General features: G+C 53.3%; 13 protein-coding genes and 1 tRNA gene. 5 read left to right on the top strand and 9 right to left on the bottom strand.

The genetic code is table 11. The features are described from left to right. Positions 1–85: 85 nt before the first annotated feature. From BMW46_RS03175 to BMW46_RS03185, 3 genes are all read left to right on the top strand, one after another. Positions 86–3,250 (top strand): bifunctional diguanylate cyclase/phosphodiesterase, encoded by a 3,165-nt coding sequence (locus tag BMW46_RS03175; RefSeq protein WP_081355653.1) that lies wholly within the window; start codon positions 86–88, stop codon positions 3,248–3,250. Positions 3,251–3,412: 162 nt separating this feature from the next. Then, a complete protein-coding gene (locus BMW46_RS03180) occupies positions 3,413–4,642 on the top strand; it encodes an exonuclease SbcCD subunit D C-terminal domain-containing protein (protein WP_074704673.1) in 1,230 nt (409 codons plus the stop codon). Positions 4,643–4,653: 11 nt separating this feature from the next. Continuing rightward, entirely contained in the window at positions 4,654–7,920 is a 3,267-nt protein-coding gene (locus BMW46_RS03185; RefSeq protein ID WP_074704676.1) for an SbcC/MukB-like Walker B domain-containing protein, read from the top strand. A gap of 162 nt (positions 7,921–8,082) precedes the next feature. On the opposite strand, the gene BMW46_RS03190 is transcribed toward BMW46_RS03185, so the two are convergent. Continuing rightward, positions 8,083–8,159 (bottom strand) — tRNA-Arg (locus BMW46_RS03190). Between the two features lie 137 nt (positions 8,160–8,296). Here BMW46_RS03190 and BMW46_RS03195 point away from each other — a divergent pair. Together BMW46_RS03195 and BMW46_RS03200 are read left to right on the top strand one after the other, a co-directional pair. Next, positions 8,297–8,854, top strand: coding sequence for a c-type cytochrome (locus tag BMW46_RS03195; protein ID WP_074704678.1), 558 nt, complete (start codon positions 8,297–8,299; stop codon positions 8,852–8,854). Between the two features lie 131 nt (positions 8,855–8,985). Next, positions 8,986–9,813: a symmetrical bis(5'-nucleosyl)-tetraphosphatase gene (locus BMW46_RS03200; protein ID WP_074704681.1), complete on the top strand. Its 828-nt coding sequence runs from the start codon at positions 8,986–8,988 to the stop codon at positions 9,811–9,813. Here the strand turns inward: BMW46_RS03200 and BMW46_RS03205 are convergent. From BMW46_RS03205 to gcvT, 8 genes are all read right to left on the bottom strand, one after another. Then, positions 9,734–10,549 (bottom strand): lysophospholipid acyltransferase family protein, encoded by an 816-nt coding sequence (locus BMW46_RS03205; RefSeq protein WP_074704684.1) that lies wholly within the window; start codon positions 10,547–10,549, stop codon positions 9,734–9,736. The two genes, BMW46_RS03200 and BMW46_RS03205, sit on opposite strands and share 80 nt — an antisense overlap. Before the next feature lie 82 nt (positions 10,550–10,631). Then, on the bottom strand, positions 10,632–11,090 hold the full coding sequence (locus BMW46_RS03210) for an outer membrane lipoprotein (RefSeq protein ID WP_074704686.1): 459 nt from the start codon (positions 11,088–11,090) through the stop codon (positions 10,632–10,634). A 14-nt stretch (positions 11,091–11,104) separates the two neighbouring features. Continuing rightward, complete coding sequence (locus tag BMW46_RS03215; protein WP_074704689.1) at positions 11,105–12,040, bottom strand: carbohydrate kinase family protein; 936 nt, start codon at positions 12,038–12,040, stop codon at positions 11,105–11,107. Positions 12,041–12,066: 26 nt separating this feature from the next. Continuing rightward, positions 12,067–13,584: an aminomethyl-transferring glycine dehydrogenase subunit GcvPB gene (gene gcvPB / locus BMW46_RS03220; protein WP_256376962.1), complete on the bottom strand. Its 1,518-nt coding sequence runs from the start codon at positions 13,582–13,584 to the stop codon at positions 12,067–12,069. A 162-nt stretch (positions 13,585–13,746) separates the two neighbouring features. Continuing rightward, positions 13,747–14,244, bottom strand: coding sequence for a thiol peroxidase (tpx, locus tag BMW46_RS03225; protein WP_074704694.1), 498 nt, complete (start codon positions 14,242–14,244; stop codon positions 13,747–13,749). A gap of 31 nt (positions 14,245–14,275) precedes the next feature. Continuing rightward, a complete protein-coding gene (gcvPA, locus tag BMW46_RS03230) occupies positions 14,276–15,655 on the bottom strand; it encodes an aminomethyl-transferring glycine dehydrogenase subunit GcvPA (RefSeq protein WP_074704697.1) in 1,380 nt (459 codons plus the stop codon). A 90-nt stretch (positions 15,656–15,745) separates the two neighbouring features. After that, positions 15,746–16,135, bottom strand: a complete 390-nt coding sequence (gene gcvH / locus BMW46_RS03235) for a glycine cleavage system protein GcvH (protein ID WP_074704700.1) — start codon at positions 16,133–16,135, stop codon at positions 15,746–15,748. A 41-nt stretch (positions 16,136–16,176) separates the two neighbouring features. Continuing rightward, entirely contained in the window at positions 16,177–17,259 is a 1,083-nt protein-coding gene (gene gcvT / locus BMW46_RS03240) for a glycine cleavage system aminomethyltransferase GcvT (protein WP_074705617.1), read from the bottom strand. Positions 17,260–17,300: the final 41 nt, after the last annotated feature.

A 17,300-nucleotide genomic window follows, 5' to 3' on the forward strand; every position in this document is an offset into this window, starting at 1 on the left:
ATCCATTTATCCGTAAAACCCAATGTCGGTTAGATTGCTAGCTTGAGGAATTTCAGCGTGACCATTGAAGCATCAGCCTTGAGTGATGGATACAGAAATCCACAAAACACATATCCCTGACAGCCGCACGCTCTCCCGACCGGCTATCGCCACTTTCACCTTTGTGATTTTTATGTCGCTTACCCTGGTGAGCTGGTCTGTCGTACAGGATCTGGAGGAACGGCATGAAAATGCTCGATTCGATAAGGTGATAGCAGAAGCTATCCACAAGATCGAACATCACTTTTCAGGGTACGAGCAGGTGTTGAAAGGGGGACTCGGCCATCTGCTTGCCTCCCCCTCTGTTTCGCGGAACGAATGGCGCACATACGTGAATGCGCTCCGAATAAACGAACGGTATCCAGGCATTCACGGTATCGGTTTCGCCAAATATATCCCACCGGCAAGGCTTGCCGCCCATACTGAAGAAGTACGTGCGGAAGGCTTCCCATCCTATAAAGTCTGGCCTGAAACCCCGCGGCAGGAGTACACGTCGACCATATATCTCGAACCCTTTACGGGATCAAATCTGCGTGCATTTGGATACGATATGTTTTCAAATGCTGTTCGACGCGCCGCCATGTCCCGCGCGCGCGATACCGGAGAAGCCGCACTTACCGGAAAGGTGAAGCTCGTACAGGAAACCAGTGAGGATATCCAGGCAGGCGTCCTTATGTATCTCCCCTACTATAGGGCTGCAAATCTGCCGAAAACGGTGGAAGAAAGGCGCGCATCCCTTGGGGGCTATGTATATGCCCCGTTCAGAATGGATGACTTCGTACGCGCCACCCTTCGGAGAGAGCTTGATATCCTTGCTTTAAGAATTTTCGACGGGGAAGCAATGGCAGAAGATTCTCTTCTTTTCGACAGCGTAAAACATCGAGCTGGACCGTTGCTCGTACCTAAATTTAAACGCGTCATACCGATATCTTTATATGGTCAAACATGGGCGATCGAAGCATCCTCCCGTCCTGCATTTGAAAAAGCAATAAAAAATTACGAGGCACTTCTCGTTCTGCTAGGCGGAATCGTGGTCAGTATGTTGACTGCCCTGATTTCCTTTGTCCTTTCGGGGAACAAAGAGAAGGCTGTGGTACTGGGACGTGTAAATAAAAAACTGCTGTTGGCCATAGAGGAGCAGAAGGCAACAACACGCGAGCTTTCAAATGCGAAGCTTCGCACAGAGAGGATTTTGGAAAGTGTTACTGACGCGTTTTATACCCTGGATCGGGAATGGCGCTTCACTTACGTGAATAAGGAAGCGGAGAATCTGCTACAGCGTAACCGCGAGGATCTTCTGGAAAGAGTAATCTGGGAAGAATTCAAAGAGGCAGTAGGAACAACCTTTGATCGCGAATACCATCGGGCGCTCGTGGAAAACAAGACAGTGAGGTTTGAGGAATTCTACGTTCCACTAGATGGATGGTTCGAGGTACACGCTTATCCGTCCGAAGAAGGCTTGACTGTTTATTTCCGCGATATTACCGAGCGCAAGGAGTCTGAGCAGGCACGGCAGGAAGCCCACATCCGCATCCGCCAACAAGCTTCTCTCCTCGACAAGGCGACAGATGCAATCATTGTGCGCGGCATTGATCATCGTATTCAGTTCTGGAACCAGGGTGCGGAACGGCTCTATGGATGGAGGTCCGAAGAGGTGATGGGAAGAGCGGCTGACATGTTATATGACAATGTTGCCGTTTTCGATGAAGCAAACCAGTCGCTACTCAGTGTTGGCGAATGGAGAGGAGAACTTACGCAGCGATGCAAGGATCAGAGTACGCTGATCGTGGAAGCACATTGGACGTTGGTCAGGAATGACGATGGAGAGCCTCAGTCTATCTTCGCGATCAATACAGATATTACCCAGCGCAAGAGCGCCGAGAACGAAATCCTGCACCTCGCCTTCTACGATTCTTTGACGGGTCTGCCCAATAGACGGCTCTTGCTGGATCGCCTGGGGCATGCATTAGCGGTGAGTGCTCGTAACCGCCGCATGGGCGCGTTACTGTTTATCGACCTCGATAACTTCAAGCTGCTGAATGATACGCTCGGGCATGACATGGGTGATCTGTTGCTGCAGCAGGTCGCTCCTCGCTTGATCTCCAGCGTACGCGAGACCGATACGGTAGCTCGCTTGGGCGGCGACGAGTTTGTGGTGATATTGACGGGTGACTTTAGCGAAGATCATGATGAGGCTCTTACTCAGATAAGCACCATTTGCGAAAGGATACGCAGCACCTTCATTCAGCCGTTTAATCTCGATCCATACATACATCACATTACACCCAGCATCGGTATTGCACTGTTTAACGATCAGTCCCAAACAACAAACGAACTGTTGAAGCGAGCAGATCTCGCTATGTATCAGGCAAAAGCATCAGGCCGCAATGCCATGCGTTTTTTCGATCCGGGCATGCAAGCAGTAATGAATGCCCGAGTTACTCTGGAGTCGGAGTTATACAAAAGCTGGGAGAGAAACGAGTTCATTCTCCATTATCAGCTGCAGGTGGACAGCCGCGGGATTATCGGTGCTGAAGCGCTGGTGCGATGGCAGCACCCACGCCGGGGTCTTTTGCCCCCGTCCGAATTCATTCCCCAGGCAGAGGAAACCGGCCTGATTCTTCCTTTGGGCGAGTGGGTGCTGGAAACCGCATGCAGCCAACTGGCAAGCTGGGCACTTCAGCCGGAGACAGCACAGCTCAATCTCTCGGTGAATGTCAGTTCTCTCCAGTTTTGTCAGCCCGATTTTGTCGAGCAAGTAATTTCAATACTCGACCATACCGGCGCCAACCCACAAAGACTCAAGCTTGAGCTTACCGAAAGTATCCTGGTCCACGACATGGACGATACCATTGCAAAAATGATGGCACTCAAAGGCCGGGGCGTGGGCTTCGCCCTGGATGACTTTGGCATCGGCTATTCCTCACTCTACTATCTGAAACGTCTGCCGCTGGATTGGGTAAAAATTGATCAGTCTTTTGTAAGAGACGTCCTGACCGATAATAACGACGCAACGATCGTGCGCGCGATTCTGCTCCTTGCAAAAAGCATGGGGTTGGCGGTAATTGCAGAGGGAGTGGAAACCGGAGCACAAAAAGATTTTCTTGCTAGCCACGGTTGTACTGCTTACCAGGGTTATCTGTTCAGCCGGCCTCTGCCATTAGATCAGTTTGAGCGGTTTGTGCAGCCGACTGAAGCAGGAGCTGTGTAAGTTAGAATCTAGGGGACCGGGGAACCCATACTCCGGGTTTTGAACACTTACAATCAGCAGAATTACCTGAGCCAGAAGATCTTCTGACCGATATGATGACACTCAAAAATTGGCGGGAGGAATACATGGAATGCTTCCTCCCTGCGACGACTGGATAACAGCATGAAACTCTTCCATACCTCCGACTGGCACATTGGCCGGACCTTATATGGCAGAAAGCGGTACGAGGAATTCGAGGCATTTCTGACCTGGCTGGCAGAGACGATTCAGAGGAACGAAATTGATGCCCTTCTGGTAGCCGGTGATATCTTTGATACCAGCGCTCCAAGCAATCGTGCCCAGGAACTCTATTATCGCTTTCTCTGGAAGGTAGCAGCTTCATCATGCCGCCATATGATCATCGTCGCGGGTAATCACGATTCCCCTTCATTTCTCAATGCACCCAAAGAGCTGCTCAAAGCCCTTGATGTCCATGTAATCGGTAGCACCTCCGAATCCCTTGAAGATGAAGTACTGGTGCTCCGAAATGAGCAAGATGTGTCCGAACTGATTGTCTGCGCTGTGCCGTACCTTCGCGACAAAGACATCCGCATGGCGGAAGCCGGCGAGAGTGTCGAGGATAAGGAACGAAAGCTGCTCGTCGGTATTCGCGATCACTACGCTGCCATAGCCGCCCTGGCCGAACAGAAGCGCATGGAGCTTGGGATAGATATTCCCATCGTTGCCACGGGCCATCTTTTCGCCGCTGGAGGGCAAACTATCGAGGGTGACGGCGTGCGGGACCTTTATGTCGGCTCACTGGCCCATGTGAGTGCCGGGATTTTTCCTGCATCCTTCAACTACCTAGCGCTTGGCCACCTCCATGTCCCGCAGAAGGTAAACGGTTCCGAAATCATGCGATACAGCGGCTCTCCTCTACCCATGGGGTTCGGGGAGGCTAGACAACAGAAGAGCGTTTGCCAGGTTGAATTCCACAGTACTGCCGCGTCTGTTCAATTGATCGATGTCCCGGTGTTTCAGAAGCTCGAACGTATCAAGGGAGACTGGGGCAGTCTCTCCACCCAGATTCGTAAACTGTCAGAGACCGCTTCTCAAGCATGGCTCGAAGTCATCTACGAAGGTGAAGAAGTAATCGGCGATCTGCGCGAGCGTCTGGAAATCGCCATTACCGGCACTCAAATGGAAATTCTGCGAGTGAAGAACAACCATATTATCGATCGCGTCCTTGGAAAAATCCATGAAGAAGAAACACTGGACGATCTCAGTGTGAACGATGTATTCGAGCGATGCCTGACCGTACATGAAGTGCCTGAAGACCAGCGGCCAGAATTACTTCGTGCTTATCAGGAAGCGCTTTCGTTTCTCTATGAGGACGACATGCAAGCGGAATAGAGAGGCTGTCGATGAAGATATTGCAGGTACGATTCAAGAATCTGAACTCGCTGCTGGGTGAATGGGAAATCGACCTGACGCATCCGGCCTTTACCTCCGACGGTATTTTTGCCATCGCCGGTCCGACGGGTGCCGGGAAGACAACCATCCTCGATGCCATTTGCCTCGCTCTCTACGGACGGACGCCTCGGCTGAGCAAGGTCACCAAAAGCGGAAACGAGATAATGTCTCGTCAGATCGGCGAATGTTTTGCTGAAGTGACGTTTGAGACGCAGGCCGGTCGTTTCCGTTGCCACTGGAGCCAGCGCCGGGCACGTAAAAAACCGGATGGCGAACTTCAGGCTCCGAAACATGAGATTGCTCATGCCGATTCAGGGGAGATTTTCGAATCCAAGATCAAGGGGGTCGCCGACCAGATCGAGGCGGCTACCGGTATGGATTTCGACCAATTCACCCGCTCCATGTTGTTGGCTCAGGGAGGCTTTGCCGCATTCCTGCAGGCGTTACCTGATGAGCGGGCGCCAATCCTGGAGCAGATAACGGGCACGGAGATTTATAGCAAAATATCGATCCGCGTCCATGAGCGCCAGCGTGAAGAGCGGGAAAAACTGAACCTGCTTCAGGCTGAAACAGCCGGTATCGTGATTCTGGAGCAGGAACAGGAAAAAGATATTCAACAGGAACTCGAGTCAAAACAAAAAGAAGAGTCCGGTCTGACCAGAAAATTAATGGATACGGATAAAGCCATCACATGGGTAAAGGCCGTAAATGGACTGAGGAAGGAAATCGACAACTTGGCAGCGGAAGCGGGCAAATTGCAAGCCGACATCGACATTTTTAAACCAGAGCGTGACAAACTCAGCCGGGCAATTCAGGCAGCGTCACTGGAGGGTTCCTACGCCACGCTGACAGCAATCCGAACACAACATGCGGATGAGCAGAGGGCACTGAAAACTGGGGAAGCAGCCCTTCCTGAACTGGCATCCTCTGCAAAGGAACAGGCTGAATCTCTGAAATCGGCTGAGCAGCAGTCCACTAGAGCCAAAGCGGAGCTGGAAGCTGCTTTACCGCTCATCAGGAAGGTTCGTTCCCTCGATCAGACGCTTGCCGATCAGAAAAAGGCTATTTCGAAAGATGAAGACAGCTGCAGAAAGGAAGCGATAAAGATCGATGCTGACAAACAGGCCAAGCTGAAAGAACAGGTAAAACGCGCCGATGCTGAAAAGAATCTGAAGGTTGCGGAAGATTATCTCAAGGAGCATGCGCCGGATGAGTGGCTGATAAGCGGTCTAGCCGGTGTTGAGGAACAACTGGGCAATTTGCTTTCCCGGCAGAAGGAAATAGCTCAAAAAGAGGCCGATAAAGAGAAGGTAGTGACGGTTCTGGAACAGGCAACAAAAAAACTAGCAGCCTGCCGGAAGCAATGTGGGGCTCGGAAACAGGAGCTGGAGAACATATCAAAGAATCTCCAACAAGGCAAAGATAAATTAAACCAGTTATTGGGTGACCGGCTGTTGCGTGAATACCGCACAGAAAAGGAAACCCTGCTTCGAGAAGTCGTTTTTCTGAAAAAAATAGCGGAACTTGAAGATCACCGAACTAAATTGGAAGATGGCAAACCATGCCCGCTTTGTGGCGCGACAAAGCATCCATTTGCGGAGGGCAACGTTCCCATTCCCGATGAAATCGAACGGAAGATTTGGGGGCTCACTGAACTGATAAGCAAGGCTGAGGATCATGAAACCGCCATCAGACATTTTGAGGAAGCCGAAGGCACTGCCCATAAAAATTTGATGGACGGGGAAAAACAGGAAATAACAGCGATTAATGACAAAAAAAATGCCGAGCAAGCTCTTGCCGAGCTGAAGGAATATGTGGAAAAACTCCAAACTGATATTACCGGACTGAAGCAGACTGTATCAGCCAAACTCCAACCGCTCGGCATTGCGGAAATTCTGGATTCCAATGTTTCAACGCTGCTGGAATCCCTTCGAGAACGCGTTAAAGCATGGCAGATACAGGTCAAGAGAAAGACCGATATCGAGAAACAGATTGGAGATTTCGATAGCGAGTTGAAAAGGTTGGACGCAGTTATTGAAACTCAAAGCAATGCATTGAATGAAAAACGGGAATATCTGGAGTCCCTCAAAAAGGATTACGCCGCTGGATGTAAAGAGCGGAAAGAATTGTACGGTGATAAAGATCCTGATGATGAAGAACGCCGTTTGAACAAGGGTATTTCCGTTTCAGAGGAGGCCGAAAGGAAAGCCAGAGTCCTGCATAATGATCTTCAGCAGAAATTGAATACTGCCAAGACTCAAATTGAATCTCTGAAAAAGCGCATTGGTCAAAGAGATCCGGAACTGAAGGAACTGGAAGCCGAATTTACAGAAGCATTTGGATTAGCTGGTTTTTCGGAGGAAAAACAGTTTCTTGAAGCTAAACTCCCTGCTGGACAAAGGGATGCGCTATTTGCAAAGGCAAAGAATCTGGACGATCACCAAATAGATCTCAAGGCCAGACAAAAGGATCGAGAAGCGCGCTTGGCCACGGAAGCTGCCAGGAAGATTACCGACAAATCTCTTGAGGAACTGGAACCGCAATTCAAGGATTACGAGGAGTCCTTGAAACAGCTACGGGACACTACTATCCGCCTCAAACACAAACTGAGCGAGAATACTGCTGCCAAGGAACGGCTGGAGGCAAAGCAAACGGCTATCGAGGCTCAAAAAATAGAGTGCCGCCGATGGGAAAATCTACACGAATTGATTGGCTCAGCGGACGGAAAGAAATATCGAAATTTTGCCCAAGGACTGACCTTCGAGATGATGATTGGCCATGCCAACCGGCAACTGCAGAAAATGACCGATCGCTACCTGCTGGTTCGCGATGATACTCAGCCCTTGGAACTCAACGTGGTTGACAACTATCAAGCGGGTGAGATTCGATCCACGAAAAACCTTTCAGGCGGCGAGAGTTTCATCGTCAGTTTGTCGCTGGCGTTGGGGTTGTCTCACATGGCCAGCAAAAACGTTCGCGTGGATTCGCTTTTTCTGGATGAAGGCTTCGGCACGTTGGACGAAGAAGCATTGGATACCGCTCTGGAAACTCTTGCGAGCCTGCAGCAGGACGGTAAGTTGATCGGCGTGATCTCGCATGTTCCAACTCTCAAGGAGCGCATCAGCACACAGATTCTGGTAATTCCTCAAACTGGTGGAAGGAGTGAGATATCTGGACCAGGCTGCAGAAGAAACATAATCGGTCAGGCTTCTATTTAACTGTAAAGCCTGTGTATTCCATCACAGCGTTTTGGTGAGAGCGGCTTGGCCTGATGAATTTTTACTTCAGGCTATGGCTTCCCGCAGATGCGATTGGGAAAGATCAAGCCTGCGGCCTTCTCTTTCAATGTCTTAGCGAATTTTTCCAGCGTGAAACAAGAATGGCGCGCCCAACACGATTCGAACGTGTGACCCCCGCCTTCGGAGGGCGGTACTCTATCCAGCTGAGCTATGGGCGCGGATGGAAGGCATTTTTGAATCGGGCGCATAGGATAACGCTTTTTAACCCCTCCGTCCAACCAGAATAAAACCGCTTTTGCTTGAATAGATGAACCTATACAATAAACATTGTTAACGTTTATTACTGGGGGCTATTGTGAGCGACGTTGAAGACGAGGGGCATTCCACGCCTATCCAGACACCGGGTCAGTTGATTGTTGTCGTCCTGGCCGCTTTCATAGTTCCAATCGTTGTTTTATCACTCATCGGACGGTTTGCCATCGGCGAAAGCTCGGTGGATCCAAACAGTCCTGCTTTTTCGGAAGAGGCCGTAGCGAAGCGCCTTCATCCAGTGGGCAACTTGATGATTGCAGGCGATTCCACCCAGCCCGCGGTGCAGACAGGGGAAGGCGCAGTCGTGGCTGCGGCCACTCCGGCAACCGCCAGCACCGCTCCTGTAGCGGAAGACCCGGCGGAAAAAGCCAAGAAAATTTACACCGCAAGTTGCTCCGCCTGTCACGCCACCGGCGCCGCCGGCGCACCCAAAGTGGGAGACAATGCAGCGTGGGCGCCCCGCATCAAGGCAGGCACGGAGACGCTTTATACCAGCGCATTGAAAGGCAAGAATGCCATGCCGCCCAAAGGTGGAAACGCCGGGCTGTCTGATGAGGACGTCAAAGCCGTGGTCGACTACATGGTCAGCCAGTCCAAATGACCTCCTGAGAAGTTGAAGGCGGAGCGGGATGCGGCGGGCGATAGGAAGAATTTCATATCGCCCTTGTTTTTTTCAAGGTAACCCGGTTCATTTCGTTGCCTTCAGCCTGTTGGCAATCGTTTTTCCATCTCATGGCCATTTACGCAGTCGGTGACTTGCAAGGTTGCTATCGCGAATTCCGGGAACTCCTCGAACTGGTCCGTTTCGACGAAACCAAAGACAAGCTGTGGCTGGTGGGAGACCTGGTCAACCGGGGGCCAGACTCGCTCTCGGTATTGCGCTTCGTAAAAGAGTTGAACGACTCCGCAATAATGGTACTGGGCAATCATGATCTGCATCTGCTCATGGTTGCGGAAGGGTGCGCGGAGCTAAATCGAAGCGATACCTTGCAGAACATCCTTGATGCACCCGATCGGGAGGAGCTACTCGATTGGCTGCGGCAACAGAAGCTGTTGCATGTGGACGGAAACTACGTCATGGTGCACGCTGGCCTGTTGCCTTCCTGGAGTATCGAACAGGCGCAAGGGCTTGCTACGCTGGTAGAGAGCGCCTTACGGGGAAGCGAATTCCATGAATTCTGCCGTCAGATGTACGGGAATCAGCCCGATCATTGGAATGAAACCCTCAACGGATATGAACGGCTGCGTGTAATCGTCAATGCCATGACCCGCATGCGAGTCTGTACCCCCCATGGAAGAATGGATTTTGCCCACAAGGGTTCGGTCAAGGACATTCCGCTTGGCTATTTGCCCTGGTTCGATGCGCCGGAGCGAGCCAGCCGGAAGGCGACCGTCATCTGCGGTCACTGGTCAGCACTGGGTCTTGAGATAAGGAGCAATCTCATGGCGCTCGATACCGGGTGCTTATGGGGAGGCAGTCTTACGGCTGTTCGTCTGGAGGATCGGAAGGTTTTCCAGACGGATTGTGGGGCAGGGGGAGCAACAAGGCGTTGGCAATAGCATGCTCCGCGCTTCGTGCAAGCTCGCGGCGATTTTTCCCCTGACTATCGATCGCCTCCGTAAAGACGAGCTCGACATCGATATGCGGCTGGCTCAATACTTGCCTTACCGATTCAAGTAATGAGATACGAAAGTATGCCGCAGCCTTGCTGATGTTACCCGCCGTGTCGGTGTAACGGATTGCCACCGGATGGAGCATCGCCGACACGCTCACCGCGGGTTGCAGCAACGAGGCATGGAAATGATGGAGTACGGTGCCATCGCTGGTGCCGCCCTCAGGAAATACCGCTACACGATCGCCGTTGTTGAGTGCCTCTGCAATGTGGTCGTTTATTCTGGCCGTGTCTCTGCGCTTCGTGCGCTCGATGAACAAGGTACCCACATTATTGCTCAGCCAACCAAACAGGGGCCAGCCCCGGATTTCAGATTTTGCGACAAACCGGGCCGGGCATACGCTGATAATCGAATACACATCCAGCCAGGATACATGATTGGCCGCCAGCATTACGCGCTGTGTTCCCGAGGCAGGCAATATTCCTTGATGGCGCACTCTGACTCCCAGAATTGAAAGAAGCCGCGCTGACCATTTTTGCGCCATGCGTCTCTGGGTCCTTTGACCGACATGCGGATAGATCGCGGATTGAATCAATCCGGAAGCAATGTGAAGCAGAAGGCGAGTCCAGCGTGCTGCTCTTGTCAGCGGGCTGGCGGTGAGACTGGTTGTAACGTTGGACATGCCGTAATATTAGCGCATTCCGGAGGCGGGAATCCAAGCAACCGGAAGCTGAGGTTCACATCCTGCCTAGTATCAAGGTCATCTAATGGGTAACGCGGGAGACTCCGTTACCCGATAAAATCCTTACCCGTTCGCCGGGCCTGAATTCTTCGTCGGCCGCCTGGGTGATGGCCACAAGGGAACCGTTGTCGAGTCTCACCGTAATTTCAACTCCCTTCCCGCCGGTTACACCTTCCTCCGCCACCTGCCCAAGCAGACCCCCGCCTACTGCTCCGGCAAGGGCTCCCAAGGCGCCGAGCCACCCATGCGCAATCTGAGCGCCACCGATTCCGCCGGCCACACCCCCTGCTACTGTCCCGATACCACTGCGCGTGCCTTCCAGTCTTACTTCACGCACGCTTTCGACCACACCCGTTCGCACGCTCTGCTCCTGCCGCGCCTGGCCGCGAGCATAGTCGCCTCCCCCTTGTCCTGCAACGCAACCGTTCAAAAGCACCGCACCTGAGCAGAGGAAGGTTATGGCTAAAATGTGCTGTTTCATTGCGCCCTCTCATTCTATAGAATGCGGTTTCCGAAAACCTCAAAGTAGCGCTGGTCGATCTCATCCCGGGTGAAGCGGTGGTTCTGTCCACCACGCTGGCTGATTTTCAGTGCCCCCATGAGCGAACCGAGCCGTCCAGCGCTTTGCCAATCCATTCCCTTGGCGATTCCATATAGCAAGCCTGCCCGATATGCATCGCCACAACCGGTGGGGTCGACCACCTTATCCGGCTTAACGCACGGGATCTCGATCTGTTGACCATCCGCATAAACCGTCGATCCTTGTGCGCCCTTTGTGACAATCAATCCCTTTACAAGTTTCGCCAGTGCCTCCAGCGTGAGACCGGTTCGTTCCTGCAGCAACTGCCCCTCATAATCGTTGGCGGCGACATAGTCCGCTTTGTGGATGAAATCGATCAACTCCTCGCCATTGAACATGGGCAACCCCTGGCCCGGGTCGAACATGAAGGGAATACCTGCTTCATGAAACTCGCGCGCATGCTGCAACATGCCGTCACGCCCGTCGGGCGCTACAATGCCGAGGCTCACGTTTTCCGCAGCAGCGATGTGATTTTCATGCGAACTGTTCATTGCTCCCGGATGAAAAGCGGTTATCTGGTTGTCGGCCAGATCCGTGGTGATGAACGCTTGGGCAGTGAATGAGCCTTGCACGTGCCGTATATGTGTTTGCGCCAGATTCAGACCTGAAAGGCGTTCCGCATACGGCTGATAATCATCCCCCACCGTTGCCATAATGAGGGGAGAACCTCCCATCATCTGTAAATTGTAGGCGATATTGCCGGCACAGCCGCCAAATTCCCTGCGCATATCCGGCACCAGGAAAGCAACGTTCAGTATATGAATTTTCTCCGGCAGGATATGGTTCCTGAAATGATCGCCGAATACCATAATGGTGTCATAGGCGATGGAGCCGCAAATGAGGGTATGCATAGGAAGCGCCCGGAAAGTCTGAATCGTTAAGCTACGCTTACGGTGGGGATCGCGGTGAGGGTTTCAGTCCTGGTTACGCTTATGTTGCGCGTGGGTTCTTTCCAGGCCAGATCCGGCTCGCGTGCGGCCTTTACGTCATCCAGCCGGCGGACGGGCGTGGTATGAGGCGCGCTTTTCACCAGGTCCGGCTGCGTATGGGCTTCCTCCAGGATTTCCTTCATTGCTGTTACGAAGGCATCCAGCGTCTCCTTCGATTCGGTTTCAGCGGGTTCAATCAGCAGGCATTCCGGTACGAGGAGCGGAAAATAGGTCGTCGGAGCATGGTAACCCTTATCCAGCAGACGCTTGGCGAGATTCATCGCGGTGACGCCGGTTTTCTCCTTCAGGTCCTTCAGGGTAACGATAAATTCATGGCTGGCCCTGCGGTTGGGATAGGCGATCTCGAAACCCGCCTTTCGCAGTTCAGCCATCAGGTAGTTGGCGTTAAGTGCCGCAAACTCGGCCACTCGATGCATGCCTTCCGCGCCAAGCAGACGTACGTACACATAGGCACGCAACAGAACCCCTGCGTTACCCATGTGCGCCGAAAGTCTTCCGATCGATTGCGGTATATCCTTCTCCGTTTGCCAGCGATAGGTCCCGTTTTCAAATGCCACGATAGGTACAGGCATAAACGGCAACAGCCTCGGTGCGACACCCACCGGAGCCGAGCCTGGGCCTCCACCGCCGTGCGGGGTGGAAAACGTCTTGTGAAGATTGATGTGAATGACATCAAAGCCCATGTCGCCTGGCTTGACCTTGCCAAGTATGGCGTTCAGGTTTGCACCATCGTAGTAGAGTAATCCGCCTGCCTGATGGACAATCCTGCTCATCTCGGCGACGTTCTCTTCAAATACACCGAGCGTGGAAGGATTGGTCAGCATCAGCCCGGCCGTTTTCGGACCGACCGCTGCTTTCAGGGCAGCCATGTCCACATTACCTTCCTTGTCGGTGGCAATCTCAACGACCTTGTAGCCGCACATGACCGCTGTGGCAGGGTTGGTGCCATGAGCCGCATCCGGAACGATGATTTCGGTTCGGGCGGTGTCCCCCCGCGACTCGTGATAGGCGCGTATCATTGCGATGCCGATCAGTTCACCCTGTGCTCCCGCCATGGGCGTAAGGCTTACCCCGGCCATACCGGTTACATCTTTCAGAATTTCCTGCAGCTCGTACATGCACGCAAGAAATCCTTGGCCGGTGCTTTCCGGCGATCTGGGATGACGGGCCAGAAACTGGGGCAGCATCGCAATTGAATTGCACGCCCTTGGGTTGTACTTCATCGTGCAGGAACCCAACGGATAAAAATGCGTGTCTATCGAAAAATTCTTTTGCGACAGCCGTGTGTAGTGGCGCACCGCGTCCATCTCGGAAACTTCAGGCAGCAGCGGCAGGGTCTTGCGCAATAGCTTCTCCGGAATATCCGTTGCTTCCGCAGCTTTCGGAGATTGGGAATAATTGCGCCGGCCAGGGCGAGAATGTTCAAATATCAGCATGGGTTCAATCCGGTGTTTGCTAAGTGAATGTGTTGAAAGATATTGACAGGCAGGAGTCGCAGAAGTCCGGCTTCCTGTACCTCAGAGCCTCGAGAAGGAAGGCGCGCATTCCGCAGGCGCCGGATATCGGTCTCATCAACCGGGGCGACGCATTCCACATGCCTGTCCTGCTCAGGATTCCAGTGCCTTCAGCGCCGCCTCATAATCCGGCTCGTCCTTGATTTCCGGCACGAGTTGCGCATGGGTGACCTTGTCGTTTTCATCCAGGACCACGACAGCCCTGGCCGTGATACCCGCAAGAGGACTGTCCGTAATCGCCACCCCGTAGTTTTTCATGAATTCCGAGCCGCGCATCGTGGAAAGCGGTACTACCTTGTCGAGTCCTTCCATGTCGCAAAAGCGGCTCATCGCGAAGGGCAGATCGGCAGCAATGATCAACACCACCGTGTTTTCCATGTTGCTGGCCTGCTCGTTGAATTTGCGCGTGGACATGGCGCAGACCGGGGTATCAAGGCTGGGAACAATGTTGAGCACTTTTTTCTTGCCCGCAAAATCAGCCAGGGTAACATCTTTCAAATCCCTGTTTACCAGAGAGAAATCGGGTGCCTTGTCGCCTACCTTGGGGAAGGTGCCTTCAACTTTGATGGGATTGCCGGCTAGGGTAACCATACTGTTTCTCCTTTATGATGTGGGGTGGCTGCTAAACGTCCGATGCGATATCGGTGCTATTCCTGATGACTTCGCCCAGTTGCGTGACGTAATTCTCCATGTCCGCGGACGTTTTCGTTTCGGTTGCGCATACCAGCACGGCATCTCCAAGTTCCGGATAGTACTCCTTGAGATTGAGTCCACCCAATATCCGCCGGCTCTCGAGCGCCTGCAATACGCTGGCAGCGGGACGGGGCAGGGAGATAACCGCTTCATGGAACAGGGGACCACTGAATACTCTTTTCACTCCCTTCAGCCTTTCGAGTTTTTCCAGTAACGCTGCCGTATTTGCATGCGATTGGGCAGCAGTCCGGCGCAAGCCTTCCGGGCCCAGCAAGGCCAGGTAGATGGTTGCCGCCGTGACCATGAGTCCCTGATTGGTACAAATATTGGAGGTGGCCTTGGATCGCCGGATGTGCTGTTCCCGCGCCTGGAGTGTAAGCACGAAGCCATCGCTACCTTCCTGATCCGTCGTGCGACCGATAATGCGGCCCGGCATCTGGCGCACCAGGGGCTGCTTGCAGGCCATAAAACCGAAATACGGTCCTCCGCTGGACAAGGGAATGCCCAATGGCTGTCCTTCGCCCACGGCAATGTCTGCTCCTTTCTCTCCCCACTCGCCGGGTGGAGTCAGCATTGCCAGGGCCATGGGGTTCACAACGGCGATGGCAAAAGCATCTCTGCTCTGAGCCCAGTCGGTGAGTGCATCGACATCTTCGAGCACGCCGAAAAAGTTCGGCTGGGGAATCACGAGCGCTGCGAATTCTTCGCTGCCAAAGTTTTTCAGCCCGTCCAGCGAAGTCTGTCCGGAAAGCTTGTCGTAGGGAATCTCCACCACCTCAATTCCCTGGTTTTTGACAATGGCGCGAACTACACTGCGATAGACCGGGTGAACGGTCTGCGGGATCAAAATCCGCCGCGAGGTCCGGTGCGAACGCACGGCCATCAGGGCGGCTTCCGCCAGTGCGGAGGCGCCGTCGTACATGCTGGCGTTGGAAACATCCATCCCCGTCAGCGACGCCATCATCGTCTGGTACTCATAGAGCAATTGCAGGGTCCCCTGGCTGGCCTCCGCCTGATAGGGCGTATAAGAGGAGTAGAACTCCCCCCGTGTGGCAATCTGCCAGACAGCCGCTGGAATATGGTGCTCATAAGCGCCCGCGCCGATGAAGTTCAGGTAGCGTCCATCCTGCTCGGCGCGCTCCAGCATCAAACGCGATATTTCCATTTCGCTCAAGCCGGGCGGCACCCGCTTCAGGCTACCGGTTTTCAGCGCGAGTGGAATCTCATCGAACAGCTCATCGATGCTGTTTGCGCCGATGCTCGCGAGCATAGCTTGTATATCTTCTTCAGTATGTGGAATGAACGGCATGATTTGTTCCGTGAATCATCGGTGAGGCGTAAAGGCAGGGGAAATGACAGCGGGAGAAAAGTCCCGTTCCATTTCCCTCAGGTGATTTGATTAATGATCTTCGCTTTCGAGCAGTTTCTGGTATCCGCCAGAATCGAGCAATTTTTCCAGGTCAGAGGTGTTTGCCGGTTTCAGTCTGAAAAGCCAGGCCGCATAGGCGTCCTGGTTGATTTTTTCCGGAGCGGAGGCGAGCTCCGGATTGGCGGCGGTGACTTCTCCCGTAATCGGCGCGTAAACATCGGCTGCCGCCTTTACCGATTCAACTACGGCACATTCATCGCCTTGCTTGAGTTGGCGGCCCACTGCGGGAGTTTCAACGAATACCATGTCCCCAAGCAACTCCTGAGCATGCTGGGTAATACCGATAGTTGCCGTGCCGTCATCTTCGAGACGCACCCATTCATGGGATTTCGTGTATTTCAAATCATTCGGAATACTCATGTCTTTGCTCCAGAATTAAATGATATTGCTTTGCCGTTTCATCAAACGAGAATCTTGCCATTGCGGACGAAAGGATATTTCACGACCTTCGCTTTCAACTCTTTATCCCGAACGACGACCTGAACTTCGTCTCCGGGAGATACACCCAGGGGCAGGCGCGCCAGGGCGATCGACTGATTGAGTGTGGGCGAAAAGCCTCCGCTGGTAATTTCACCCTCGCCTCCGCCGTTTTTTGTAACCACCTTCTGATGGCTGCGCAATACCCCGCGATCCAATAACACCAGGCCGGTCAGTTGCTGGGTGACCCGCTTGTCCAGAAGCGCCTGCTTGCCGATGAAGTCGCGATCGCTCTTCAAATCCACCGTCCAGCCCAGCCCCGCTTCCAGGGGGTTGATGGTTTCATCCATATCCTGCCCGTAAAGATTCATGCCTGCTTCGAGCCGCAGGGTATCTCTTGCCCCCAGGCCTGCGGGGGCCACTCCCGCGGCGTGGAGTTTATTCCAGAAATTCGCGGCGTCGGTTGCCGGAAGCGTAATCTCGAAACCGTCTTCGCCGGTGTAACCTGTGCGGGCGATAAAATACTTGTCAAAAAAGGCTGCCTGGAACAGCTTCAGATTCTCCGTGTCCGTCTGTGAGCCCGGAAGTACCTGCCACACCTTGGCGCGGGCATTGGGACCTTGCACTGCGATCATTGCCAGATCCCTGCGGGGCGTGATTTCGAGACCGGGAGCTATCCTGTCGCATTGCGAAAGCATCCATGTCATATCCTTATCGGCGGTCCCTGCATTGACCACCATCCGGAAATGCGATTCCGTCAGAAAATAGATGATAAGATCATCTATTACTCCGCCGTCGGGGTTGAGCATGCAGGAGTAAAGCGCCTTGCCTGGCTGCGTCAGTTTGTCTATATTGTTGGCGACCAGTTGCCGCAGGAACGCGCGCGCTCTCTCTCCCTCGATGTCGACGGCGAGCATATGGGACACATCGAACATGCCCGCATCGCTGCGCACCTTGTGGTGCTCATCAAGCTGCGAACCGTAATGCAGGGGCATGTCCCAGCCGCCAAAATCCACCATCTTGGCGTTCATATCGCGGTGGGCTTGATTTAGAGGAGTTGTTTTCACAGATCGATATTCCAAAAAAAAGGTGAGGTCACGCCTGATGA

Source organism: Nitrosospira multiformis (genome assembly GCF_900111585.1).
GTDB classification, from domain to species: Bacteria; Pseudomonadota; Gammaproteobacteria; order Burkholderiales; family Nitrosomonadaceae; genus Nitrosospira; species Nitrosospira multiformis_B.